Annotated in this window: 28 protein-coding genes and 1 tRNA gene; 15 read left to right on the forward strand and 14 right to left on the reverse strand. The window is 57.0% G+C overall.

Translation table 11 applies throughout. The features are described 5' to 3' along the window. Nucleotides 1-55 precede the first annotated feature (55 nt). Nucleotides 56-793, reverse strand: a complete 738-nt coding sequence (locus AC3Y7R_RS05710) for a GNAT family N-acetyltransferase (RefSeq protein WP_490041062.1) — start codon at nucleotides 791-793, stop codon at nucleotides 56-58. A gap of 149 nt (nucleotides 794-942) precedes the next feature. Further along, nucleotides 943-1413: an outer membrane protein assembly factor BamE gene (locus AC3Y7R_RS05715; RefSeq protein WP_490041063.1), complete on the reverse strand. Its 471-nt coding sequence runs from the start codon at nucleotides 1411-1413 to the stop codon at nucleotides 943-945. A gap of 104 nt (nucleotides 1414-1517) precedes the next feature. Between AC3Y7R_RS05715 and AC3Y7R_RS05720 the strand changes: the two genes are divergently transcribed. From AC3Y7R_RS05720 to AC3Y7R_RS05755, 8 genes are all read left to right on the forward strand, one after another. Further along, nucleotides 1518-2063 carry a YceD family protein gene (locus tag AC3Y7R_RS05720; protein ID WP_490041064.1) on the forward strand — a complete coding sequence of 182 codons (546 nt, stop codon included), beginning with the start codon at nucleotides 1518-1520 and terminating at the stop codon, nucleotides 2061-2063. 185 nt (nucleotides 2064-2248) lie between these two features. Next, nucleotides 2249-2455 (forward strand): 50S ribosomal protein L32, encoded by a 207-nt coding sequence (gene rpmF / locus AC3Y7R_RS05725; RefSeq protein WP_490041065.1) that lies wholly within the window; start codon nucleotides 2249-2251, stop codon nucleotides 2453-2455. Nucleotides 2456-2504: 49 nt separating this feature from the next. Further along, the gene (plsX, locus tag AC3Y7R_RS05730) at nucleotides 2505-3596 is read left to right on the forward strand and encodes a phosphate acyltransferase PlsX (protein ID WP_490041066.1); all 1092 of its coding nucleotides are present in this window, start codon (nucleotides 2505-2507) and stop codon (nucleotides 3594-3596) included. Nucleotides 3597-3598: 2 nt separating this feature from the next. Continuing rightward, complete coding sequence (locus AC3Y7R_RS05735) at nucleotides 3599-4570, forward strand: beta-ketoacyl-ACP synthase III (protein ID WP_490041407.1); 972 nt, start codon at nucleotides 3599-3601, stop codon at nucleotides 4568-4570. 111 nt (nucleotides 4571-4681) lie between these two features. Further along, a complete protein-coding gene (ihfA, locus tag AC3Y7R_RS05740; protein WP_490041067.1) occupies nucleotides 4682-4984 on the forward strand; it encodes an integration host factor subunit alpha in 303 nt (100 codons plus the stop codon). 26 nt (nucleotides 4985-5010) lie between these two features. Further along, the gene (locus AC3Y7R_RS05745) at nucleotides 5011-6309 is read left to right on the forward strand and encodes a MerR family transcriptional regulator (protein ID WP_490041068.1); all 1299 of its coding nucleotides are present in this window, start codon (nucleotides 5011-5013) and stop codon (nucleotides 6307-6309) included. Between the two features lie 107 nt (nucleotides 6310-6416). Beyond that, nucleotides 6417-6493 (forward strand) — tRNA-Pro (locus AC3Y7R_RS05750). A gap of 58 nt (nucleotides 6494-6551) precedes the next feature. Next, the gene (locus AC3Y7R_RS05755; RefSeq protein WP_490041069.1) at nucleotides 6552-7643 is read left to right on the forward strand and encodes a 2'-deoxycytidine 5'-triphosphate deaminase; all 1092 of its coding nucleotides are present in this window, start codon (nucleotides 6552-6554) and stop codon (nucleotides 7641-7643) included. 41 nt (nucleotides 7644-7684) lie between these two features. On the opposite strand, the gene AC3Y7R_RS05760 is transcribed toward AC3Y7R_RS05755, so the two are convergent. Then, nucleotides 7685-8572 carry an AraC family transcriptional regulator gene (locus AC3Y7R_RS05760; protein ID WP_490041070.1) on the reverse strand — a complete coding sequence of 296 codons (888 nt, stop codon included), beginning with the start codon at nucleotides 8570-8572 and terminating at the stop codon, nucleotides 7685-7687. A 134-nt stretch (nucleotides 8573-8706) separates the two neighbouring features. Here AC3Y7R_RS05760 and AC3Y7R_RS05765 point away from each other — a divergent pair, with 134 nt between their 5' ends. Continuing rightward, on the forward strand, nucleotides 8707-8997 hold the full coding sequence (locus AC3Y7R_RS05765) for a putative quinol monooxygenase (protein WP_490041071.1): 291 nt from the start codon (nucleotides 8707-8709) through the stop codon (nucleotides 8995-8997). Further along, nucleotides 8994-9275 carry a hypothetical protein gene (locus tag AC3Y7R_RS05770; RefSeq protein ID WP_490041072.1) on the forward strand — a complete coding sequence of 94 codons (282 nt, stop codon included), beginning with the start codon at nucleotides 8994-8996 and terminating at the stop codon, nucleotides 9273-9275. The genes AC3Y7R_RS05765 and AC3Y7R_RS05770 overlap by 4 nt, the downstream gene beginning before the upstream one ends. 95 nt (nucleotides 9276-9370) lie before the next feature. On the opposite strand, the gene AC3Y7R_RS05775 is transcribed toward AC3Y7R_RS05770, so the two are convergent. The 7 genes from AC3Y7R_RS05775 to AC3Y7R_RS05805 all read right to left on the reverse strand — a co-directional run bounded on the left by AC3Y7R_RS05775 (nucleotide 9371) and on the right by AC3Y7R_RS05805 (nucleotide 16176). After that, on the reverse strand, nucleotides 9371-9571 hold the full coding sequence (locus tag AC3Y7R_RS05775; protein WP_490041073.1) for a hypothetical protein: 201 nt from the start codon (nucleotides 9569-9571) through the stop codon (nucleotides 9371-9373). Between the two features lie 36 nt (nucleotides 9572-9607). Then, on the reverse strand, nucleotides 9608-10207 hold the full coding sequence (gene scpB / locus AC3Y7R_RS05780; RefSeq protein ID WP_490041408.1) for an SMC-Scp complex subunit ScpB: 600 nt from the start codon (nucleotides 10205-10207) through the stop codon (nucleotides 9608-9610). Between the two features lie 41 nt (nucleotides 10208-10248). Continuing rightward, nucleotides 10249-11043: a segregation and condensation protein A gene (locus AC3Y7R_RS05785; RefSeq protein ID WP_490041074.1), complete on the reverse strand. Its 795-nt coding sequence runs from the start codon at nucleotides 11041-11043 to the stop codon at nucleotides 10249-10251. 3 nt (nucleotides 11044-11046) lie between these two features. Beyond that, entirely contained in the window at nucleotides 11047-12042 is a 996-nt protein-coding gene (nagZ, locus tag AC3Y7R_RS05790; RefSeq protein WP_490041075.1) for a beta-N-acetylhexosaminidase, read from the reverse strand. 62 nt (nucleotides 12043-12104) lie between these two features. Beyond that, the gene (locus tag AC3Y7R_RS05795; protein WP_490041076.1) at nucleotides 12105-13067 is read right to left on the reverse strand and encodes an SPOR domain-containing protein; all 963 of its coding nucleotides are present in this window, start codon (nucleotides 13065-13067) and stop codon (nucleotides 12105-12107) included. An 87-nt stretch (nucleotides 13068-13154) separates the two neighbouring features. After that, nucleotides 13155-14897 carry an arginine--tRNA ligase gene (argS, locus tag AC3Y7R_RS05800; protein ID WP_490041077.1) on the reverse strand — a complete coding sequence of 581 codons (1743 nt, stop codon included), beginning with the start codon at nucleotides 14895-14897 and terminating at the stop codon, nucleotides 13155-13157. A gap of 106 nt (nucleotides 14898-15003) precedes the next feature. After that, entirely contained in the window at nucleotides 15004-16176 is a 1173-nt protein-coding gene (locus tag AC3Y7R_RS05805) for a deoxyguanosinetriphosphate triphosphohydrolase (protein WP_490041409.1), read from the reverse strand. 158 nt (nucleotides 16177-16334) lie between these two features. Here AC3Y7R_RS05805 and AC3Y7R_RS05810 point away from each other — a divergent pair, with 158 nt between their 5' ends. The 3 genes from AC3Y7R_RS05810 (at nucleotide 16335) to AC3Y7R_RS05820 (ending at nucleotide 18489) form a co-directional block, all read left to right on the forward strand. Then, on the forward strand, nucleotides 16335-16754 hold the full coding sequence (locus AC3Y7R_RS05810; RefSeq protein WP_490041078.1) for a SpoIIAA family protein: 420 nt from the start codon (nucleotides 16335-16337) through the stop codon (nucleotides 16752-16754). A 94-nt stretch (nucleotides 16755-16848) separates the two neighbouring features. Continuing rightward, the gene (locus tag AC3Y7R_RS05815) at nucleotides 16849-17172 is read left to right on the forward strand and encodes a HesB/IscA family protein (RefSeq protein ID WP_490041410.1); all 324 of its coding nucleotides are present in this window, start codon (nucleotides 16849-16851) and stop codon (nucleotides 17170-17172) included. Nucleotides 17173-17553: 381 nt separating this feature from the next. Further along, nucleotides 17554-18489, forward strand: a complete 936-nt coding sequence (locus tag AC3Y7R_RS05820; RefSeq protein ID WP_490041079.1) for a DUF3137 domain-containing protein — start codon at nucleotides 17554-17556, stop codon at nucleotides 18487-18489. 203 nt (nucleotides 18490-18692) lie between these two features. Here the strand turns inward: AC3Y7R_RS05820 and AC3Y7R_RS05825 are convergent, their stop codons facing one another. From AC3Y7R_RS05825 to AC3Y7R_RS05835, 3 genes are all read right to left on the reverse strand, one after another. Further along, the gene (locus AC3Y7R_RS05825) at nucleotides 18693-18878 is read right to left on the reverse strand and encodes a hypothetical protein (RefSeq protein WP_490041080.1); all 186 of its coding nucleotides are present in this window, start codon (nucleotides 18876-18878) and stop codon (nucleotides 18693-18695) included. A gap of 158 nt (nucleotides 18879-19036) precedes the next feature. Then, on the reverse strand, nucleotides 19037-19240 hold the full coding sequence (locus tag AC3Y7R_RS05830) for a hypothetical protein (RefSeq protein WP_490041081.1): 204 nt from the start codon (nucleotides 19238-19240) through the stop codon (nucleotides 19037-19039). 186 nt (nucleotides 19241-19426) lie between these two features. Next, entirely contained in the window at nucleotides 19427-19699 is a 273-nt protein-coding gene (locus tag AC3Y7R_RS05835; RefSeq protein ID WP_490041082.1) for a hypothetical protein, read from the reverse strand. 159 nt (nucleotides 19700-19858) lie between these two features. Here AC3Y7R_RS05835 and xth point away from each other — a divergent pair, with 159 nt between their 5' ends. Further along, a complete protein-coding gene (gene xth / locus AC3Y7R_RS05840) occupies nucleotides 19859-20641 on the forward strand; it encodes an exodeoxyribonuclease III (protein ID WP_490041083.1) in 783 nt (260 codons plus the stop codon). Nucleotides 20642-20714: 73 nt separating this feature from the next. Here the strand turns inward: xth and dksA are convergent, their stop codons facing one another. Beyond that, nucleotides 20715-21137 carry an RNA polymerase-binding protein DksA gene (dksA, locus tag AC3Y7R_RS05845; protein WP_490041084.1) on the reverse strand — a complete coding sequence of 141 codons (423 nt, stop codon included), beginning with the start codon at nucleotides 21135-21137 and terminating at the stop codon, nucleotides 20715-20717. A gap of 186 nt (nucleotides 21138-21323) precedes the next feature. Here dksA and AC3Y7R_RS05850 point away from each other — a divergent pair, with 186 nt between their 5' ends. Then, nucleotides 21324-22193, forward strand: a complete 870-nt coding sequence (locus AC3Y7R_RS05850) for an AAA family ATPase (RefSeq protein WP_490041085.1) — start codon at nucleotides 21324-21326, stop codon at nucleotides 22191-22193. Nucleotides 22194-22415: the final 222 nt, after the last annotated feature.

The raw sequence follows: 22415 nt of genomic DNA on the forward strand, positions 1-22415 counted from the left end.
GCTCGGGGGCGTCAACATGGCTTCTTTGTTCTTATAAATACGGGCGGCGCTGCGTTTAGCCTATAACAGCCCGAAGTAGACGCTTTCGCGCTGGTGGAATCGCGCCGATCTCTAGCCCGGTAAACACGTGCAATGTGTTCAAATCCCCGTCCACAACCGCATGATCACTGACCCAGCCGCCCATCATCAAATAAGTCCGCAGCAGCGGCGGCATGCCTTTCATGGCAGCTTTCAGGTCTGGCCTACGCAACCGCAACTTGCGCGCAAACGGAAAAATTCGCGCCGCTTTAACCCGCGGCAGCCAGCGCTTAGGGGCCAAATGGCGGTCTTTAAGCAACGAGAACGCATCCAGATGCGCCTCCACCGAAGTGCCTTTGAACGACGAGCACCCAAACAACATCTCCACGCCAGCCTCGTCAACATAGGCAGTCAACGCGCCCCATGCGATGCGCAGAATGTCGGGGTCATGGTGATTTGGGTGAATGCAAAACCGACCCACCTCGGCCATCGCGCCTTCAAATTCAGCCAGCTGCGCCAGCCCGTAATGCTGGGCGGAATAGCTCTGTTCAATCGCACGCCCACTATCAAGGGGCATCAGCCGAAAGCAGCACACCAAGGTGCCTGATTGCACCTCTTCTACCAAAACATGCTCGCAGAGATCATCAAAGACGTCGGCGTCCAAACCCTCACCCGGGTCGCGAAACGCAAGGTAGCGTAGGCGTTGTGCCGCCTCCACATCTTCCACCCCCACCGCAAAGCGGGCGGTGTAGCGACCTTTGCTCAGCAGTAGCATCTCGGCTCCTCCCGCATGGCCGCGCGCCACAATAGCGGGCGACCTCCTTAGCATTACCTAAGTATCACAAGGGCTGTTTCGCAAGCTCTCGTAACAAAACCGTAAAGTTCGCAAGCTCTCGTAACAAAACCGTAAAGATTGAGGGGTACTTAGCCGCCCAAAGCCTCGCCTAGGTCGATCCGGCCAAAGTTGCGGATAATTTGGCGGATAAAGGTCGCATCGCGCACGGTTGTCTCGGTCACACGGCGTGACAGTGTGACAACCCGGCCCTCTTCCAGCCCGAACCGCTCCACATTTTGCAACACATCATCCTCACCAAAGCGCAGGGCCACCACTTGGCGGTCAACCTCTGTCGGCTTCTTGTAAGCGAAATGACGCACCTTGCTGCCCACGAAGAACCAATCCCCGCCGCGCAACACCCCCGAGGCTGACGGCTTGCCGATCAGATCCTCAACCGAGCCGCGCGTGTCCACGCCCACGGTAAGGGACTGCAAGTCCTCTTCCAGCGGCACATAGCCGTGATTGCGAATAATTTCCGCGCAACCAGCCACAACCAGCAATGCGGCTGCTGCGGCCAATGTAATCAGTCGCGATGCCCGTTTATTTTTTACGTGCCGCATGAGCGACCCCCGTTTTTTGTTCGTGTCTTGCTCTACTCGCCCCCAAAGGCTTACAGAAGGGCTTACAGAAGGACGCCCACGTGATCAAGAAAGATAGCTCCCCCATGGCGAACCAGCCAACCGTGTTGAGGCTGGCAGAGATGCCAACCCGTAAATCCACACCGATCCTCTATATCCCCAATGCCGCTGCAATGGCAGCCTTAGCGCAAGAGATGGGGATTACCGCGCTGCGCAAAATGCGCCTCGAGGGCACCTTGCAACCTGTTGGCAACTCCGACTGGCGGCTGGACGCGCGCCTTGGCGCAACAGTGGTGCAGCCCTGCGTCGTGAGCCTTGTCCCCGTGACCACCCGAATTGAAGAACCCGTGGCGCGGCAATACATCTCGGGCTGGCGGTTCGCTGACGAATCCGAGACCGAGATGGACGGCGATGACGTCTCCGAGCCACTGCCTGCCACGCTTGATCTGGCCGAGATTGCAGCCCAAACGCTGGCCTTGGTGGTCCCGCCCTTCCCGCGCGCTGACGGTGCAACGCTAGAGCAGGCCAACTTTGCCCAACCCGGAACCACCCCGCTCACTGACGAAGATGTGAAGCCATTTGCGGGTCTCGCGGCCCTCAAGGCCAAGCTGGAAACCCCCGACAAAAACTAGGCGCGCCCACGTAAGGCGCGAATCCCCTTGCCAAACGTAACGGAATGCGTATTTTCGCGCTTCTTGAGATTATCACTCTGGACGGACCGCGCCCAAAGGTTTAGACGCCCACGGAACACCGTCACCAGACGTTAGAATTATACACACGGGCCCCAAAGCGGCCCCTTAACACCAAAGGTTGAGACATGGCCGTCCAGCAGAATAAAGTATCCAAGTCCCGTCGCAACAATCGTCGTGCCCATGACGCGCTGGTGGCTGACAACCCAAACGAGTGCACAAACTGCGGCGAGTTGAAGCGTCCACACCACGTATGCCCATCATGCGGCCACTACGCTGACCGCGAAGTGGTTGTTTTGGCAACCGAAGTCGACCTAGACGAAGACGCCGCTTAAGCCTAGGCTGCGTCGCACTCTATATAGCGACAAACAGACAGGCGTTTCAGTGGATTCATCTAAAACAGTTATCTCCATTGACGCCATGGGTGGCGATTTGGGGCCTGCCGCGATTGTGGCAGGCATGGCCAAATCCGCCGCCAAAAACCCCAACATTCATTTCATCGTGCACGGCGACAAGCCGGAGCTGGAAGCGCATATCGCCAAGCGCCGCATCGCGGACCGCTGCGAAATACGCCATACCGACGATGTGGTGACGATGGACGCCAAGCCCTCTCACGTTATGCGCCACGGCAAATCGACCTCCATGTGGTCCGCCATCGAGGCCGTGCGCGCAGGCGATGCCACGGTTTGCGTTAGCTGCGGCAATACGGGCGCGCTAATGGCGGTCTCGATGATCCGGCTGCGTAAAGTGCCCGGCGTGAACCGCCCCGCCATTGCCTGCCTGTGGCCGTCGCGCAACCCCTCGGGCTTTAACGTGATGCTCGATGTGGGGGCTGATATCCGCGCCGACCAAGACGATTTGCTGCAATACGCCCTGATGGGTCTCAGCTATGCACGCAACGGCTTTGACATCGCCCGCCCGCGCATTGGCCTGCTCAATGTCGGCACCGAAGACCACAAAGGCCGCGCCGAACTAAAAGTCGCCCATGAGATGATCGAGGCCGCCGCCGAGGCCAATGATTTCGACTATGTTGGCTTTGTCGAGGGCGGCGACATCCCCTCTGATAAGGTGGATGTGATCGTCACCGACGGGTTTACCGGCAATGTGGCGCTCAAAACCGCGGAAGGCACCGCCAATTTTATCTCCGAGAGCCTGCGCGCGGCGTTCAAATTCTCGCCCCTGTCACGCATTGCCGCGCTGTTCTCCTACCCCACCTTGCAGCGCCTCAAAAAGCGCATTGACCCGCGCCAAGTCAACGGCGGGGTGTTTTTGGGGCTGAACGGCACGGTGGTAAAATCCCACGGCTCTGCCGATGCCACCGGGGTATCCGCCGCAATCAAACTGGCCGTGCAATTGGCACAATCGGGCTTCTCCGAGAAGCTGGCCGCGCGGGTTGCATCCGCAAACGATGCAGGCCAAGTTGAAGGCCCGGTCAAAAAGACGCCGGGTGACGCGAAGGGCAAACCTAAAACATGACCATGATTCGATCCGTCCTGCGTGGCATGGGCCACGCCCTGCCAGACCGCGTTGTTGAAAATTCCGAGATGGAAACTTTCGTAGATACAACCGACGCTTGGATCAAATCGCGCTCCGGGATCGAGCGGCGCCACTTTGCTGCCGACGGCCAAACCACCTCTGATCTGGCAACAGACGCCGCCCGCGCCGCGCTGGCTGATGCTGGCATGGACGCCGCCGACATTGACGCCATCGTCGTGGCCACCTCGACACCGGACACCACATTTCCCTCCGTTGCCACCATAGTGCAGGGCAATCTTGGAATGACATCGGGCTTTGCGTTCGATGTTCAGGCCGTGTGCGCTGGCTTCGTTTTTGCCATGTCGAACGCCGATGCAATGATCAAATCCGGTCAGGCTAAACGCGTTTTGGTCATCGGCGCAGAGACCTTTTCTCGCATCATGAACTGGGAAGATCGCACCACCTGCGTCTTGTTTGGCGATGGTGCTGGCGCGGTGGTTCTAGAGGCCCAAACCGGCACTGGATCAGCCGATGACGCGGGCATTCTGGCCACCGATCTGAACTCTGACGGCAGCTATCGCGATCTGCTGTATGTGAACGGTGGCGTCTCGACGACCCAGACCTCTGGCGTGTTGGTGATGCAGGGCAAGGAAGTCTTCCGCCATGCCGTCGAAAAACTCGCCAAAACCGCTGATGCGGCTCTGGAAAAGGCCGGTCTCAGTTCGGCAGATGTGGATTGGGTGGTGCCGCATCAGGCGAACCTGCGCATCATCAAAGCAACCGCTACAAAGATGAAAGTGTCGATGGATCAGGTCATTGTGACGGTCCAAGATCACGGCAACACCTCCGCCGCATCGATTCCTTTGGCACTGTCGGTGGCCAACTCTCAAGGTAAGTTTTCCCCCGGTCAGTTGTTGGTAATGGAGGCAATTGGCGGCGGATTGGCTTGGGGTTCGATAGTTTTACGCCTCTGAGGGGTGAAAAACCAATCAAACTGCGCATAAAGCGCGCAATCCAAGCCCTTGATATTGACTCGTAAATTCCCCCAAGCCTATCGTCGTCAAAAGATTTTTTAGGGGGACGACATGACTGCCAAAACATTGACCCGTATGGACCTAAGCGAAGCTGTGTTCCGAGAGGTCGGCCTATCGCGTAACGAGAGCGCCGAATTAGTCGAAAGTGTGCTCAAACACATGTCCGACGCGTTGGTCGAAGGCCAGCAAGTAAAAATCTCATCTTTCGGCACATTTTCCGTGCGTGAGAAGTCTGCCCGCGTTGGGCGCAACCCCAAAACCGGGGAAGAAGTCCCAATCCACCCCCGCCGGGTGCTGACCTTCCGCCCATCACATCTGATGAAAGATCGCGTGGCCACCGGCAACAAGTCCTAACCCGACCAATGAGGGAGGCCTGATCTATGGCGACCAAAGCGCGCGATGCGTTCCGCACTATTTCCGAGGTGGCCGATTGGCTGGATGTGCCCGCACATGTGCTGCGCTTTTGGGAAAGCAAGTTCACTCAGATCAAACCCGTTAAACGGGCCGGAGGGCGGCGCTACTACCGCCCCGATGACATGGAGTTGATCGGTGGCATCAAGAAGCTGTTGCATGAAGATGGGATGACCATTCGCGGCGTCCAGAAAATGCTCAAAGAGGATGGCATCAAGGCCGTCAGTGCTATGTCTCCCTCACTTGACGCAGTGGATGATGCGGCCAGCCCGCGCACGATACGTCAAAAAGATGCCGTGGCAGATCTCGCCGAAACGATGGAAGACGTGATGCCGCCCGAGACGGACGAGTTGGAAGACGACGACCCCGAAACCCTCGCGGCATGGGATGCCGACGCCGAAGAAGACACTGCCCCCGAGACACCAGAGGCACCAGAGCGCGCGCCACTGGACGTCGACACCACCGCACCCGAGCCACCCGAGCCCGCAGAAGAAGAACAGGTGGCCGAACCTGAGCCGGCCCCCGAGGCCGAGCCAGAAGAACAGGCGGCTGCATCTGAGCCAGAACCAACCCCTGAGCCTGAGCCAGAAGAGGTTCCAGAAGCCCCGTTTATTGAGGTTGCTGAGGAAGAGCCGCAAATCGGGGGCGACAATGTTGTAGAACTGGCCCCGCGCGCAGACCCCGCCCCAGAGTCGGAACCGGAAGCCCGCGAAGAAGCCACCGCCGATCCAGAGCCAGAAGCTCAACCGAAGCCCGCATTGAATCTGGACGCTATAGAAGCCAAAGCGCCCATCGAAGAACAAAGCGCACCAGCGCCAAGCCCGGATCTACAGGCCGACACGACCGACACCACCCCCGAGAAAACCGTGCCGCCTGCCCCCGAACTTGAGGAAAAACCTGAACCCGAGGCAGAACCGGAAGCGCAAGCACCCCCAGCTGAACCTGAAACCACGCTCCCCCCAAGCGCACCAGTTCAGCTTGATCCGAACCGCGAAAAAACCTTGCCGCCCACCGCCACGCCGACACCTCCACCGACGCCTCCCGCACCAGAACCCGCACCCGCACCCGCCGCAGAAATCGCCGAAACTGTGGAGCCATCCGCCGAAGGCTTCCAACTGTCCGAGGCCCAAAAGGCCGCGCAGGCCCTCAAGCGCAAGCTGCGGGGCGCGGATGACATCAGGTTGCACTCCGCGACCGCATTAGCAGCCCCCGTAGCCCGACTTCAGACCCTGCGCGACAGGCTTGCGCGTGATCTGCCCACCCCGTAGATCGCCCCCGTCCCCGTGATTGCCCCTGCTCTGCAAAATTCGCCGCATAATTATGGCCAGCCCCCTTGCCACCGCTTGGAATTGGGCTATGACATGACGCCATTAGTCGGGCTATGGCGCAGCCTGGTAGCGCGTCCGTCTGGGGGACGGAAGGTCGCAGGTTCGAGTCCTGCTAGCCCGACCAATAACAAAACGCCCGTGTGCTTTCGCGCCGGGCGTTTCGTGTATCTAAGGGACAGATGATGGCAGATTTCACTCCCGGCGTGCTCGCCGATCACCAAATGCAGGCACTCCTCGACACCGGCGCGATCACCGCCGAGGAGCCCATAACGCCCGGCCAGATCCAACCCGCCTCGCTTGACTTGCGCCTTGGCACCCACGCCTACCGCGTCCGCGCCTCGTTCCTGACTGGCCGCGACCACCCTGTCGAGCGCCGCCTCAAAGATTTCACCATGCACCGGATCGACCTGACCAAGGGCGCCGTGCTGGAGAAAGGCTGCGTCTACGTGGTGCCCCTGCTCGAGCACCTCGCTCTGCCCGACGACATGTCCGCCGCCGCCTCCGCTAAATCCTCCATCGGGCGGCTTGACCTGCTGACCCGTGTGATCACCGACTACGGCGTCGAGTTTGACCGCGTGCCAGCGGGCTATGTCGGGCCGCTCTTTGCCGAAATCTGCCCGCGCTCGTTCTCGGTCGTGGCGCGGACCGGGCAAATGTTGAACCAGATCATCTTCCGCCTGGGCAAAACCGTAATGGATGACACCGAGTTGCGCGCCCTGCACGCCGCCTCTCCCATCGTCTCCGGCGAGGCTGTGATCTCCGACGGCTTGGGCTTCTCGGTCGATCTAAAACCTGAAAACGGCGATCTGGTCGGCTACCGCGCCAAGCCCCATACGGGCGTGATTGATCTGGACAAATTAGACCACTACGACCCGTCAGACTTTTGGGAAGAAGTGCGCACCACCGAGGCCCGCATCATCCTCGACCCCGGCGCGTTCTACATCCTAGTCAGCCAGCAAAGCATTGTTATTCCACCAAATTGTGCCGCTGAAATGGCGCCGTATCTGGCGATGGTCGGGGAGTTCCGCGTCCATTACGCTGGCTTCTTTGACCCCGGTTTCGGCTATTCCTCCGCAGGTGGCTCCGGCTCGCGCGGCGTGCTTGAAGTCCGCTGCCACGAGGCCCCGTTTGTGCTGGAGCACGGCCAAACCGTCGGCCGTCTGGTCTATGAACACATGTCCGAAATCCCAACCCAACTCTATGGCGTGGACATCAAATCAAACTACCAAGGCCAAGGGCTGAAACTGTCAAAACACTTCAAGACGCCAGCCTGACGCCAAAGCGCAGACAACACGGCGCACCTAGACCCCAAACGCTAAGCGCGCTTGTCCTTTCTGTATTGCAAGGGCGGCTTTCCCTGCGCTTTGTGAAACTGCTCAATAAAATACGAAACGCTTTCATAACCAATCTCAAGGGCGATTTGAGTGACGCTCTGGTCGGTGTGTTCAAGCAGTGCGCAAGATTTTTCCAGCCTTCGCCCAATATTCCATTGCGTATATGACGTGCCATAAATCCGCCGAAAATCTCTGTTGAAGGAGGCAATGGATCGACCGGAAAGGGCCGCGAGTTCGCCACTGGACAGATTTTGGGTTTCATACAGTCGCATTATGGTGCGCACGCCCCTTTGCCCCGCTGGCTCAGGCTCATGAAGCGCCGCGAGCAGGTCACCATCATGCAGCGTATCAAGCAAAAGCATAAGCTCTGACATCTTGGCACGAACCAAATCATCATTGACGCTCAACGGTTCATAAATTTGCACCATATTCTCCATAAACGCTGTCAGGCTGGGATGCGCCGAAATGCGCTCGGCTTTTGGTGCGGTTTGAGACGCTGAATTGGGGTGCTGGCTGGTTAGCTCTCTTAGAAACTTGTCGCTGTAGAAGATCAAGATGGCCTGAAGCGGCCCATCTTGTGAGGCAAAGTCGGACTGCAATCGAACGTCCTTTGGGATCGCAATCAAATCCCCCGCGCAAAGTGTAATAACCTCGCCATCTTTATCGTAGAACCGTTCCCGGCCACCAATCACATAGCAAATAAACGCCTGTGTCGAGATGAAATCCAACCCTCGCAAATCATCATGCACTGTCTTGTGCATAACGCTGCCATGGGGGCCGCGTAAAATAACGCGGTTGAATGAAAACTCATCCAATGCCTTCGGAAGAATTGTCACATGATTGTCGTTGAGCATCATATCCCACTTCATCCAACACGCCATTGGTCCGCGACAATCTGTCAAAGACCCGTGATCGCTTTGTTATATTTTTGATCCGAATAAGCAAGCCCACATGGCCCCATATCTGGATGATGCCCCTGCACTTATCTTGAAAGGAAAATATGATGAGCGTTTGGGTAACATTGGAAATGCAGGTGAAAGACGGCCAATACGGCACGCTTGAGCCATTCCTCGCAGAAAAGCTACCTCTGGTCCGGGGATTTGAAGGCGCACTGGGCGTCACTGTGTATTTCACACAAGAAACCAACAAAATGCTGATCGTTGAAGAGTGGAAATCGAAAGACCACCACGTCGCATATATTAGGGCAATCTCGGAAAATGGCGTGTTGGAACACCTCGCGTCATTCATGACGGCCCAACCAACAATCACCTATTATGCGAGGTTGGCGATTTGATATTCCCCCAAAGCATCGTGCTTGATCGCCGCCAAGTTTTAGCGGGGGCGGCGATGGGATGCCTTGTCACAATGGTGCCAACACCTGCACCGGCTAGACGCCCCGCTGCCATTCGCTATGAGAGCACATGTGTCCCAGCAAACGATGCAGGGCCAAGGCTTCGCCATCTGCGCCAAAGCCCGTCCTCGGTAAGCCAGCTTGCTTTGGGGAATGATGCGCACATCCTTATCTTGAGCGGTGCTCTTGATGGGGCTGGCGGTGTCCGGTTGGAAATCTAAATCAAAGGTCCAACTGCACAAAGTTTCGCGCGGTTGGGCCAGAGAGCATCACTTCGAGAAACCGGTACCTTCTCCTCAGCGCGCGTCTTCAGCCCTTAAAACCGGCCAATCCGCCGCGCCATCCGCACCGCCTGCTTCGTCCGCTTGGTCTGCGCCCCTGCCGCGCGGCGCTGCTCCGGCGTCAGGTCTTCGCCCCTCTGGCCCCGCTTGGCCGCCACGTCGACACCCTTGTTGATGCCCATATTCACCACGCGCCGCATCACCATGCGGATCACCATGTTAATCATTTGGTTCATATCATTGCTCCTATTTCGCCCTTTGATAGATAGGGCTTAATCCTCAAAAAGCTCATTTTGCCCCTCAAGGCTTTCATCCTCATCATCGTCAAACACCATATCCCCCCCCGGGGGCGGGCGGTTGTCCAGCAACCCGGCCGAGCGTAATTCCTTCAGCCCCGGCAGATCGCGTGCATTCTCTAGCCCGAAGTGATCAAGGAAGCCTTGCGTCACCACAAAAGTCACGGGCCGCCCCGGCGTCATCCGGCGGCGCCCGAACCTAATCCACTCCATCTCGATCAACTGATCCACAGTACCACGCGACACAGACACGCCGCGAATTTCCTCAATCTCGGCGCGCGTCACCGGCTGGTGATAGGCCACAATCGCCAAAGTTTCGATCGCGGCGCGCGATAATTTACGGGTCTCCACGGTCTCTTTTTGCATCAAAAAGCCCAAGTCCCCAGCAGTACGCATCGCCCAAGCATCACCCACCCGAACCACATGCACACCGCGACCCTCGTAGCGTTTTTTCAGGTATACCAAAGCCTCGGCTGGATCCGATCCATGCGGCATCCGGTCCGACAACTCCTTCACCGTCACCGCCTCAACCGAGGCAAATAATATCGCCTCCACCATGCGCTCCTGCTCGCCCATTGGGGGGGCTTCAAATAAAGATTCTTCTTGTATTTCAGACACTAGCTGTCCTTTTTTCGCATTTGCAGCGGGGCAAAAGCCTCGCTTTGTCGCAGTTCCAATTGGCCCTGCTTTACCATTTCCAACGAAGCCGCAAACGTCGATGCCGTGGCTGATCGGCGCTTTTCCGGGTCCACTTGCCACTCGTCTGGCAGCCATGAATTCAAGTCTGACCAATCACCCGCATAGCCGATCAAACCGCGCATCCGCTCCAACGCTTGCTCCATCGTGTACACTTTTTTGCGGTCCATCACGAAGGGACGAAACTCATCTTTGGTTTTGATCCGCGCATAGCCTTGCATCAAGTCTAGCAGGGTCGCCGTGTACGTCACCCTGCGAATGCGCGTCACGTCTTCCGGCAGACCACGCGCAAAGAAATCACGCCCCAACTGGTCGCGCGCCATTAGCTTGGCCGAGGCCTCGCGCATCGCGCTCAACCGCTCCAACTGGAAGGCCAAATGCGCTGCCAATTCCTCGCCAGAGGGGCCATCTTCTGTCGGATCAGGGGGCAACAGTAGGCGTGATTTCAAGAACGCCAGCCAAGCCGCCATCACCAGATAATCCGCTGCCAGCTCTAGACGCAGCTCCTTGGCGCGCTCAATGAAACCCAAATATTGCTCAGCCAATTGTAAGATCGAAACCTTACGCAAATCAACTTTTTGGGTGCGTGACAAGGTTAACAGCAAATCCAACGGGCCCTCGAACCCGTCCACATCAACAATCAACGCCTCCGCCGCTACGCGCGCCTCGACGCCGCCCTGCTCCCACTCGATCTCGCTCTGGTCCTGCTCGCTCATGCGCTACCCCGCAACTAGGGTCCGAAACTCGTCTTCAAGCGCCAAAATGTCAACATCTGTTGGGCTTTTCCGCTGGGCCAAGGCCCGCTCCGCACGCGTCACCATTGCATCCGTCATTGTTCCACAGGCCTCAGCCACCGCTTCCATATCCGCCATTTTACCATTGCAATGCAGCGCGATATCGCAACCGGCGTCCAGCGAGGCCCGCGCCCGCTCGCCAATTGTTCCCGACAAGGCCTCCATCGAGATGTCATCGGTCATAATCAGGTTATCAAAGCCAATATCTTCGCGGATCACCCGCATCGCACGCGGCGAGGTCGTCGCCGGTAGCTCGTCGATGCAAGGGAACACAATATGCGCGGTCATCCCCATCGCCATATGGGTCAGGCGCTTGAACGGGGCGAAATCCACACGGTCTAATTCTTCGCGCCTCACATCTACCCGGGGCAAATCTTTATGCCCGTCCACCACCGCGCGCCCGTAGCCAGGGATGTGTTTCAACACTGGCAACACGCCGCCATCCAGCAATCCGCGCTCGGCCTCCAAGCACATCTCCACCACGGTTTCCACGTCTGATCCATAGCAACGATTGCGCAAAACCGGATGGCTTACGGGCCAAATCACATCCGCCAAAGGTGCGCAGTTCACGTCAATTCCGACCTCTGCCAGCTCTGCCGCGATCAACCGATTGCGCACATACATCGCGCGCGCGGCATTGGCTTTTCCTGCCATCTGCATCTGATCCAACGCCGCCGGATATTCGCGCCAATGCGGGGCGCGCATCCGCTGAACACGCCCGCCCTCTTGATCAATTAGGATCGGGGCGTTCCAGCCAACACAGGCGCGAAGCTCCGCCGTTAAAGCCGATAATTGCGCCCGATCCTCGACATTTCGGGCAAAAAGGATGAACCCCCATGGATTTGCACTTGCAAAAAAGCGATGTTCCGCGCTTGAGAGACGAAGCCCCTCACAGCCAAATATATATGCACCAGAGAGCATTGCGATCACCTCTTAAACTAGTCCCAGCCTGCTAGACTTGCACAAACGGAACATGGGGCGCTTTAACGCGCCAAAACCGGGATACAGGCTGCTTTTCCTGCGACTAAAACTGCACAGAACCGCCGGGACGCGTTTAAATCATCAAAACCAATCGCCCGAAGCCGGTAAAATGTGCGCCCGCCCGAGACCGCTTCTTGGATCACGCGGGACTTGCCATCGATGTAAGTTTCAAAGCGCAGGGCAATTTTATCCCACTCATTGCGCGCCGTTTGTGCATCATCAAAGGCCCCGAGTTGAACCAACCGCGTCCCTGACGAAATCGAGGCCGGGTCAACCTCTTGCACCCCACCAACGCCACGTATCGACGCGATTGCCGAAGCCACTGCCGCCTGCGACTGTAGGGCCACCAAATCAACTTCCGGTTTTCGCACTGGAACCGGAGAGCGCTTCACCCCCGGAATTGCCGGATTAAGGATTGGCCGGGCCAAGTTCATCGCCACTTGCTCCTCGGCAGGCGCGGTATTTTCCAAAGGCTCTACGCCCACCGCCAAGCGTTCAGCCAGCGCCAAAGCTTGGGCCACGGGATCATCTACATCGACATCCGCATTCAACGACACGACCGTCCCAACGGCCTCTTGCGTCACGCCTTCCGCCTCAACTTCAGTCATAGATGGGGATGGCGCTATGATATCCTCATGGGTCAAATCAATCGGCTCGGGCGCCAAGATTACCTGCCTCGTTGGCCCTTCGGCCTCGCCCTCGGATTGCACCGAATTTACAGCCAAACCAGTATGTTGCGCCAATTGTCCACCGGGATCAGCAGGCTGCACACGCGCAGGCCCTTCCAAGGCGCGGATCACCGGCACATTCGAGACATCACGCACCGTCAACTGGTAGCCCCAGACAACCAGTCCCAAAACCAGCGCCACAGAGCTGCCAGCCCCCACGAGGTTCATCATACGCGAAAAAGCCCCCTGTTTCGGGGCCTCAGGCGCATTAAACGCGCCGAATTCCAGATCTGCCATACTCGCCTCTCCGCCCCTGAATTTGCTTCAGGTGGTCTGTCTTTATGCCTGCTCGTTGGCTCCAAAACCGGCGCGGATCATTACGTGTCAGCGCATCTCGTTGGCAGGAGCCACCCCTAGAATACCAAGACCTGCGGAAATAACAATCGCCGTGGCGCGTGCGAGGGCAATTTTTGGCAAACTAGCGCTCTCGTCACCTTGCAAGAAGCGCAACTCAGTCACATCATTGCCCCGGTTCCACAGCGCGTGCAGCTCTCCGGCCAACTCGTACAGGTAGAACGCAATGCGGTGTGGCTCGTTCGTGCGACCGGCAATTTCCACCAAACGCGGCCATTCCGCCAACTTCGTTGCCAGCGCCAATTCCGCCTCATGCGTGTTGCCCGACAGGTCAGCTTTTGCCAACACCTCGTCCGACATATCCCAGCCAGCCTCGCCTGCTTTGCGCAAAACCGAACACACCCGCGCGTGGGCATATTGCACATAGAAAACCGGGTTGTCTTTCGACTGTTCCAGCACCTTAGAGAAGTCAAAATCCAGTGGTGCATCTTGCTTGCGGGTCAGCATCACAAAGCGGGTCACATCTGCGCCCACCAAGTCCACCACGTCGCGCAAAGTCACAAATGTGCCCGCGCGTTTTGACATCTTGAACGGCGTGCCATCTTTGAACAAACGCACCAATTGCGTCAGCTTGATATCCAGCGACACCTGCCCGTCAGACAGGGCCGACACGGCCGCCTTCATGCGCTTCACATAGCCGCCGTGATCCGCGCCGAATACATCAATTAACTCGTCGAAGCCTCTGGAAACTTTATCAAAATGATACGCAATGTCTGGCGCAAAATAGGTCCACGCCCCGTCCGACTTCTGGATAGGACGGTCCACATCATCGCCATGAACAGTAGAGCGAAACAGCAATTGCTCGCGCGGTTCCCAGTCTTCCGGCACCTTGCCCTTTGGCGGCTCCAACGTGCCGCGATAGATCAACCCCTTACCCTCAAGATCGGCAATTGCCGCCTCGATCTGGCCCGTGCCATACAAGGATTTCTCGGAATAAAACACGTCCATCTCAACGCCCAGTGACGCCAAATCCGCGCGGATCAAATCCATCATCGCCTCGGTCGAGAAGGCGCGCACATCGGCCAGCCAAACGTCCTCACCCTGCCCCAAATAGGCCTCGCCGACCTTGGCTTTCAAGGCCTCCCCCACAGCGACCAAGTAGTCCCCTGGATAGGTACCGTCTTCGAAAGCAACCTCTTGGCCATGCGCCTCCAAATAGCGCAAATAGACCGAGCGCGCCAAAACATCGACCTGCGCACCACCGTCATTGATGTAGTATTCGCGCGTCACCTTATAGCCCGCATAATCCAGCAGGCTGGCCAATGCATCGCCAAAAACCGCGCCGCGCGTGTGGCCCACATGCAATGGCCCGGTCGGGTTGGCCGAGACATATTCCACATTAACCTTGCGCCCCGCCCCCATATCCGAGCGCCCGAACGCCGTGCCTTGCGTCAGCGCTGCCGTAACGACCCCCGCCCAAACGCTTGTCTCTAGCCGTAAATTCAAAAACCCCGGCCCAGCCACCTCGGCCAATGACACCCGCGTATCCGCCATCAACTTGGCGGCCAACGCATCGGCAATATCGCGCGGCTTCATCTTGGCAAGTTTTGCCAACACCATCGCCGCATTGGTCGCCATATCGCCATGCGCCGCATCGCGCGGTGGCTCGACCGCCACATTGGCAAAATCCAAGCCCTCGGGCAAAACGCCCTCAACCACCATCGCCTCTAAAGACAAGACCACCAAAGCCCGCATGTCGGAAAACAGGTTCATCATTCTTCCTCACTCAATCACTGGCGCGGTGTAGCACGCCACAGCACACCGTCCACCCCATCATTGTTCCAAAAATATCCCGGGGTTTGGGGCAGCGCCCCATAACTTACCCCCGATCTACCACATAACTATTAGCCGTAACGCCGCCAATCAGCCGCTCATGCTCTTGCAAGGCAAACCGATCCGTCATGCCCGCAATATAATCCGCCACAATGCGCGCCAAAGCGGTCTCGCCGCGCGCCTCGTCCACATCCTTGCGCCACTGCTTGGGCAACAACTCCGTCCGTGACATAAACAACGGGAACAACTCATCCACCACCTGCGTCACCTGCACCCGCATCTCAACCACTGCTGGCGCGCGATACATGCGGGTGAACAAAAACTTGCGGATCACCTTCAATTGCTCCCAAATCTCGGGCGAGAACTGCACCATCGCGCGCCCCGCCCCGCGAATATCCGCCACATTTTCTGGCGCTAAATCCGTCAAACGCCCCTGCGCCACCGCGATCACATCCTCAACTAAAACCCCAAAGAACCGGCGCAGCGCCTCATGACGGCGGCGATAGTAATTCAGACCCGGATACAACACATCAACCCGCGCGAAACACGGCCCAACCAGGGGCAATTCCGCCAACTCATCGGTGGAAAACAACTCCGCGCGCAGCCCGTCATGCAAATCATGGTTGTTGTAGGCAATGTCATCCGCCAAGGCCGCCACCTGCGCCTCGGCGCTGGCATAGGTTCCCAACTCCAGATCGTGGCGCACTGAATATTCCGACAGCGCAAATGGCAAATCCCCCACAACCGGCCCGTTGTGTTTTGCAATGCCCTCAAGCGTTTCCCATGTCAGGTTCAACCCGTCCCATTCCGCGTAATGGCGCTCCAGAGAGGTCACAATCTTCACCGCCTGTGCATTATGATCAAACCCGCCATAGGGCGCCATCAACCGATCCAACGCCTCTTCACCCGTATGCCCGAACGGCGTGTGGCCCAAATCATGCGCCAAAGCCACAGCCTCGGTCAGCTCTTCATTCAGCCCCAAAACGCCCGAAATCGTGCGCGCCACTTGGGCCACCTCAATCGAGTGCGTCAAACGGGTGCGAAAATAATCGCCCTCATGCTCGATAAACACTTGGGTTTTGTGTTTCAGGCGCCGAAACGCGCTGGCATGAATAATCCGGTCACGGTCGCGCTGAAAACACGATCGAAACGCGCTCTCTTGCTCAGGGTACAGCCGCCCGCGGCTGTCGTTTGGGTGGCAAGCATAGGCAACCAGCATGTCAAAATCCTCATTCATCTTCTCCCAACATCCTACACGAGCCAAACCCCCATGACGAGGGCGTGACAAGGCCGCGCACCCATAGAAATCAAGCCCGTGACACCCTATATATAAGGGGCGAACAGGAGTTCATTCTCTGACCCAAAAGGACGCATATCATGTTCACCGTAGAAAAGACCGGCAAAGACCTTCTCCAGATTGAAATCGGCGGCAAAATCACCGCCGAGGAGATGGCGACAGGTCTCGACACCCTACTCCCTATGGCCAAAGATATGGCCCATGGCCGCATGCTCGCAATTTATCACGACATTGAATTCCCCGAGGCTGGCGCGATCGTCGAGGAAATGAAACGCCTCCCGCAGCTGTTTCAGGTCATCAGCCATGTTGAGAAGGTCGCGCTGGTCTCAGACCAAAAATGGGTCCGAGATATGGCCGAACTTGAAAGCAAAGTTTTGCCCGGCACCACGATCCGCAGCTTCGCCTCTAAGGACCGCGCACAGGCCGAGGCCTATCTAGCGACCAAACCTCAAACCGAGGATGTGGATGACGACGATGATTTTGAAAACTTTCCGGTTTGATCTCCCGACATAATTTCTAGGCACCTTGAGATTATTCACCGCGCGCCCTAAGTTCTGTGCACACCCGCTCTCAAACAGGATGCGCGCGATGGATTTGAACCTGCCCCCCAAAGTGACCGACCGCGCCTTTGCACGGCTGGTGGAAATTGGCGCGGCCCAACAAGGCCAAGCCTTGCGCGTCGCCGTCGATGGCGGCGGCTGCTCGGGCTTTCAGTACGACATCTCACTGGACGCCCCGGCGCAAGATGACCTGTTGCTGTCCAAGGATGGCGAAACTGTCGTTGTCGACGCGGTGTCCCTGCCGTTCCTCGCCAATGCGGTGATTGATTTCTCGGAAGAGCTCATCGGCGCACGCTTTGTCATTGAGAACCCCAACGCCACCTCCTCATGCGGCTGCGGCGTCTCGTTCTCGATGTAGCGAACGCAAATAAGGCCCAGAACAAGCTGCGCCCGAATTCACATAGTCATCCTAAGATATTCATGTGGAACGTCAGATGACTTTGACCTTTGCGTCAACAACTGACCCAATTTCGGGAAATGTTGTAAAGCTGCTATCTGTCCAGAATGCAGCGAAGGTCTCTAAAGAGCCCAGAGCAGAAGCGTCAGATTTATGCTGCGAGTGCAAGCAGCGCGATTAATTCTACAATTGTCTCGGTGCAGAAATTTGTGGTGCTTCGCAAAGTTCGACCATTTATTCAACGGCGTCATGAAAAGCTCGACTAAGGGTTGCCAATCCGATATTTTGGCTCCCAAAGTATGTTTTCAACTGCACAGTGACGCGGGAACGGGGGAAAACAAGATGAATATTGAGCAGGAGATTACCGCTTACAACGATCAACGCGAAAGCGTAGCTGCAACGCGCAGCAAGTTGCGTCGCAAGCACTTAATTATTTTCGCGGCTCTGGGTATCGTGCTGGTCGCGGTGGGTTTATGGATTTACTTCAGCGGTAGTGACCCCGCCCTATATGCTGTTCCGTTTGTGGGCTTACTCGGTCTTCTTTTTACCTTAGAGAGGCTGCACCGCTCAGCGAACCAGCCCGGTAAAGACTTGCAGAAGACAGTGCGAGAACGCATTTTTCCAGCTTTGTTCAGTAGTATCCAAGACCTGCGCTTTCAGACTAACACCACAGGCTTTTTCGATGAGATTCCTGATGGCATCAAGCCGGACACTACCAAATACTGCGAGGGGCACGACCTGATCGAGGGGGTATATCAGGGACAATCAATCGCGGCCAACGAAATCACAGTTTTCGGTATAAGGGGACACGTTGACAAACATAAGCCAGTAGAGGTCTTCAAGGGTCTTGCGCTGCGGATTGGCCTAGATCACTCGGTACCGAACCTGAATGTTAGCTCAGACCCTGATGCAGTTCAGCGCTTGATCATGGGGCAATATCGCGCGGTAGGAAATACTGAACAGCTCCCTTTCAATGATGAACATTTTGAAACGATCTACGATGTCGACTGCAAAAACGAAGGTTTCGCAGACTCGGTCTTTTCAGATGCAGGGCGCTCAACCTTCATGAGCTTACAAGGCATCCTAAGCAAATCGCCGATACAACTGGCAACAACTGGAAGTACCGCCTATGTCTTGGTGAGCAAAAGGGAGGACCTCTTTGAGCTGCCATCGATCGACCGCCCTTTTGATACTGAGACGGATGGGCAGCGATTGCAGAACGAAATGCAGGGGATTCTTGACCTGATCGAGGGGGTTCGTAAACTGCTCAAGACATGAGAATACTAAGGAATGCTGCCTCAGCGAAGTTAGAAACCCAAGGTCGGCAAAGTCCGAACTGCCGACCTCCGCCCATACCACGCCGAATGTCCGGTTTGGGTCAGAATTGCTTGACGTTTGGGCCAATATTGCGTGACGCACGCCCATTGATAGGATTCAGAAAACCCGCTGCATCGAGTCAAAGATGCGCGACGCTCCACAATTCAAAGCGCGCGCTTGTACTCTTCCAGCGCCGCATCCCATGCGGGCGAGTGTTCCAAAATTTCCGGGTCAAACGGCATAAAGTAAAGCCCCTGAATGGCCCCACGCGACGCCTGCACGTCCTCGGATTCGGGGACGCCGCAGGCTGTTAGTGCCAAAACGGCACCTAAAACCAGTACTACTCTCATTGTCTGCCTCATGCAGTGTTTTGTTTTTATTTATTAATTGTTTCTTTTGTAGAAACAGAACACGCAAATGGGGCGCAAATATGACATTGCACCCCGAATCAGTCCGGCAGTTGTGTTTTTTCGGCCACAAAGTTGCAGCCAAACGCTGGTTTTATCTCTTAGCGCAGGTTCGAGCGCAGCAAAGATTGCTGCAACGAGGCGCGGGTCACGGTCGCGTCATTGGCTACGACCACTTTGGTGGTTGTGATCACCTTCGATCCATCGGCACGGGTCACGATCTCAACATAGGTCACGGTCTTCGCACTAGCTGCGCCAACAAGCGCCAGACTGGCGGCTGCGACGAGGGGTATTAAGCGGTTCATTGCATTTCCCTTCCTGTAATTCTCAGCCAAGGGATATGAGGGCCGAAACGGGCGCAAATGCGGCGCGACTGCGGTCATTTCACGTTTAAACAGGGGGTTTTGCCTTAAAGCGGCCCCAAACAGCTACGGCCACGCCGGTGCACCGAAACGTGGCCGCAACAGCGCCGCAAAATCGGGACAAGCCCGTCAGGCGACTTCCTTACCGTCTGATTTGGGCGTATCTTCGTCCGTATCAGCCGGTTTCTCGGGGCTATCAGGTGCAGGCAAGGCCAAGGCCTCATCCGGCATCTGCTCGGGCAAATGCAATTCAATATGGCCAGTTTCCGGGTCCAATGTAACGCGCGGTTTTACCGGCAGCAGCTCTATCGCGCTGTTCAGTTCCGCACTTAGACGCTCGATGGTTTGGCGTTGGGTCTCCACCACTGCCTTGCCACGCCCGCCAAATAAAAACTTCAACATCAGATCCCCAATCCATCAGGCCTTCTTGCTATATACGGCGCAGCCCCCCTCGGTACGCGGGGAAAACATCCACAGTTAGCGCAGATATGCGCGAGCAATTCTCTTGCCCTGCCATGATCACTGGGGGATACCATAGCGCCAGACAAAAGGGGTCGGTCCATGAAAATCGCCACATTCAACATCAACGGCATAAAAGCGCGCATCAACGCATTGACCGACTGGCTCTCCGAGGCCCAGCCCGACGTGGCTTTGCTGCAAGAGATCAAAACCGTGGACGAGGGCTTCCCGCGCCAGCATTTCGAGGACATGGGCTATAACGTCGAAACTCATGGCATGAAAAGCTTCAACGGGGTCGCAATCCTGTCCAAATTACCGCTAGAGGACGTCACCCGTGGCCTGCCCGGCGATGACGAGGACATTCAGGCCCGCTGGATCGAAGCCACGGTGATCGGTGACAAACACCCCGTGCGCCTGTGTGGGCTGTATCTGCCCAATGGCAACCCCTGCCCCGGCCCCAAATACGACTATAAACTCGCGTGGATGGAGCGGATGTATGCCCGCGCGCGCGATCTAATGGCCGCGGAAATGCCTGCAATGATGGCCGGTGACTACAACATCATCCCGCAAGCCATCGACGCCGCCCGCCCCGATGTCTGGCGCGAAGATGCGCTGTTTCGCCCCGAGAGCCGCGCCGCCTATCGCCGCATCCTAAACCTTGGCTTCACCGAGGCGTTTCGCACCCGCAACCCCGCCCCCGAGCACTATAGCTTCTGGGACTACCAAGCCGGTGCATGGAACCGCAATCACGGCATCCGTATCGACCACCTGTTGCTCACCCCACAGGCCGCCGACTTGATGGTGGATTGCCAGATTGACTACGATATTCGGGGCCGCGAAAAGCCCTCCGACCACGTTCCTGTCTGGGTAGACCTCGCGGCATAAGCTGGCCGCATGAAAAAACCGCCAGCGGCTTGAGCGCGCTGACGGCTTCATAGTCTTGTACAAGTTTGGCGCGTTAGTCGTCGCGGTGGACTCTTTCACGGCGCTCGTGACGCTCTTGCGCCTCAAGGCTCATCGTTGCAATCGGGCGCGCATCTAGACGTTTCAACGAGATAGGGTCCCCAGTCTCATTGCAATATCCGAACTCACCTTCATCAATGCGGCGCAGAGCACCGTCAATTTTGGAGATCAGCTTGCGCTCACGGTCACGGGTGCGCAATTCCAGCGCCATATCCGTTTCCTCAGAGGCGCGGTCGGCAACATCTGGAATATTGCGCGTCCCATCCCGCATCGTTTCAATCGTCTGGGCGGTCTCATCCATAATGGAGGCCTTCCAGTCCATCAGTTTACGGCGAAAATACTCCGTCTGACGCTCATTCATAAACGGCTCGTCTTCAGCCGGACGATAGTCTTCTGGCAGAAAATATTCGGCTTTCATCCCAGGTTCCTCACTACTGTTACGCGAGGCGTTTGAGGACGACTCAAACGACCTATACGTTAGCTTCCCTGCGTCCTCGTATCTGAACACCGCCCCCTTGTCACGCAGATAAGGTCGGTTACATTGGGCAAGATCGCCATCGCAATATGGTTAATGAACTCCACGCCACAGAGGCTTGTTTTACTTATGGTTTCCACGACACCCAACACGCAGCCCTTAAAATTCACCGGAACCGATAGCTACATCGCGACCGAAGACCTGACAGTCGCGGTGAATGCCGCCGTCACACTCGAGCGGCCCTTGCTGATAAAGGGCGAACCCGGCACCGGCAAAACCGAGCTGGCCCGCCAAGTTTCCAACGCCCTTGGGCTGGAAATGATCGAATGGCACATCAAATCCACCACCAAAGCGCAGCAAGGTCTGTATGAATACGACGCGGTTTCACGTTTGCGTGACAGCCAACTGGGCGACGCAAAGGTTAACGACGTCGCCAACTACATCAAAAAGGGTAAACTCTGGCAGGCGTTCGCGCGCGACGAGAAATGTGTGCTGCTGATCGACGAGGTAGACAAGGCCGATATCGAGTTCCCCAACGACCTGCTGCAAGAGTTGGACCGGATGGAATTCCACGTCTACGAGACTGGCCAGACGGTTAAGGCCCGCCAACGCCCGATCGTCATTATCACCTCGAATAATGAGAAAGAGCTGCCCGACGCCTTCCTGCGCCGCTGCTTCTTTCACTACATCCGTTTCCCTGACATCGACACGATGCGCGCCATTGTTGATGTGCACTTCCCCGGCCTGAAGCCTGCGCTTCTCACCGCCGCCCTGACCCAGTTTTTTGAGATCCGCGAAACCTCGGGGCTGAAAAAGAAACCCTCCACCTCCGAGGTGCTGGACTGGCTAAAACTACTGCTGGCCGAGGACCTCTCGGCGGAAGACCTGAAACGTGACGGGGCGTCTGCATTGCCGCGCCTGCACGGGGCATTGCTCAAGAACGAGCAGGACGTGCATTTATTTGAACGTCTGGCCTTCATGGCGCGCGGCCAGCGTTGAGTGACGCAATAAACGGAAACAATGGCCCGCAAAAAGCCCAATTCACCCCCAACTCGCGCCCCAATCTCGAGGTTAATACGTCGTTAATCGAGCAAAAGGCGGGATGACACCGTGAGTAAACTATCCGTGCGGCCAGTAACGGCCCTATGTATTGAACCGAAACCGGCCCTAATAAGCCGTGTAGCGCAACATTGTGTCCACAGTGCCACGGTTGAACGACTT

The organism is Litoreibacter sp. (assembly GCF_058136045.1).

Coding starts and splice junctions, on each gene's coding strand:
- AC3Y7R_RS05710 (WP_490041062.1), bottom strand. CDS start 793: ATGCTACTGCTGAGCAAAGGTCGCTACACCGCCCGCTTTGCGGTGGGG.
- AC3Y7R_RS05755 (WP_490041069.1), top strand. CDS start 6,552: ATGGCAGATTTCACTCCCGGCGTGCTCGCCGATCACCAAATGCAGGCA.
- scpB (WP_490041408.1), bottom strand. CDS start 10,207: ATGGGCGAGCAGGAGCGCATGGTGGAGGCGATATTATTTGCCTCGGTT.
- AC3Y7R_RS05775 (WP_490041073.1), bottom strand. CDS start 9,571: ATGAACCAAATGATTAACATGGTGATCCGCATGGTGATGCGGCGCGTG.
- AC3Y7R_RS05820 (WP_490041079.1), top strand. CDS start 17,554: ATGAATATTGAGCAGGAGATTACCGCTTACAACGATCAACGCGAAAGC.
- AC3Y7R_RS05785 (WP_490041074.1), bottom strand. CDS start 11,043: ATGAGCGAGCAGGACCAGAGCGAGATCGAGTGGGAGCAGGGCGGCGTC.
- AC3Y7R_RS05745 (WP_490041068.1), top strand. CDS start 5,011: ATGGCGACCAAAGCGCGCGATGCGTTCCGCACTATTTCCGAGGTGGCC.
- AC3Y7R_RS05825 (WP_490041080.1), bottom strand. CDS start 18,878: ATGAGAGTAGTACTGGTTTTAGGTGCCGTTTTGGCACTAACAGCCTGC.
- AC3Y7R_RS05810 (WP_490041078.1), top strand. CDS start 16,335: ATGTTCACCGTAGAAAAGACCGGCAAAGACCTTCTCCAGATTGAAATC.
- xth (WP_490041083.1), top strand. CDS start 19,859: ATGAAAATCGCCACATTCAACATCAACGGCATAAAAGCGCGCATCAAC.
- AC3Y7R_RS05835 (WP_490041082.1), bottom strand. CDS start 19,699: ATGTTGAAGTTTTTATTTGGCGGGCGTGGCAAGGCAGTGGTGGAGACC.
- AC3Y7R_RS05720 (WP_490041064.1), top strand. CDS start 1,518: ATGGCGAACCAGCCAACCGTGTTGAGGCTGGCAGAGATGCCAACCCGT.
- AC3Y7R_RS05805 (WP_490041409.1), bottom strand. CDS start 16,176: ATGCTGGTTGCCTATGCTTGCCACCCAAACGACAGCCGCGGGCGGCTG.
- AC3Y7R_RS05830 (WP_490041081.1), bottom strand. CDS start 19,240: ATGAACCGCTTAATACCCCTCGTCGCAGCCGCCAGTCTGGCGCTTGTT.
- dksA (WP_490041084.1), bottom strand. CDS start 21,137: ATGAAAGCCGAATATTTTCTGCCAGAAGACTATCGTCCGGCTGAAGAC.
- AC3Y7R_RS05735 (WP_490041407.1), top strand. CDS start 3,599: ATGATTCGATCCGTCCTGCGTGGCATGGGCCACGCCCTGCCAGACCGC.
- AC3Y7R_RS05795 (WP_490041076.1), bottom strand. CDS start 13,067: ATGGCAGATCTGGAATTCGGCGCGTTTAATGCGCCTGAGGCCCCGAAA.
- argS (WP_490041077.1), bottom strand. CDS start 14,897: ATGAACCTGTTTTCCGACATGCGGGCTTTGGTGGTCTTGTCTTTAGAG.
- AC3Y7R_RS05760 (WP_490041070.1), bottom strand. CDS start 8,572: ATGAAGTGGGATATGATGCTCAACGACAATCATGTGACAATTCTTCCG.
- nagZ (WP_490041075.1), bottom strand. CDS start 12,042: ATGCTCTCTGGTGCATATATATTTGGCTGTGAGGGGCTTCGTCTCTCA.
- rpmF (WP_490041065.1), top strand. CDS start 2,249: ATGGCCGTCCAGCAGAATAAAGTATCCAAGTCCCGTCGCAACAATCGT.
- AC3Y7R_RS05850 (WP_490041085.1), top strand. CDS start 21,324: ATGGTTTCCACGACACCCAACACGCAGCCCTTAAAATTCACCGGAACC.
- AC3Y7R_RS05715 (WP_490041063.1), bottom strand. CDS start 1,413: ATGCGGCACGTAAAAAATAAACGGGCATCGCGACTGATTACATTGGCC.
- AC3Y7R_RS05765 (WP_490041071.1), top strand. CDS start 8,707: ATGAGCGTTTGGGTAACATTGGAAATGCAGGTGAAAGACGGCCAATAC.
- ihfA (WP_490041067.1), top strand. CDS start 4,682: ATGACTGCCAAAACATTGACCCGTATGGACCTAAGCGAAGCTGTGTTC.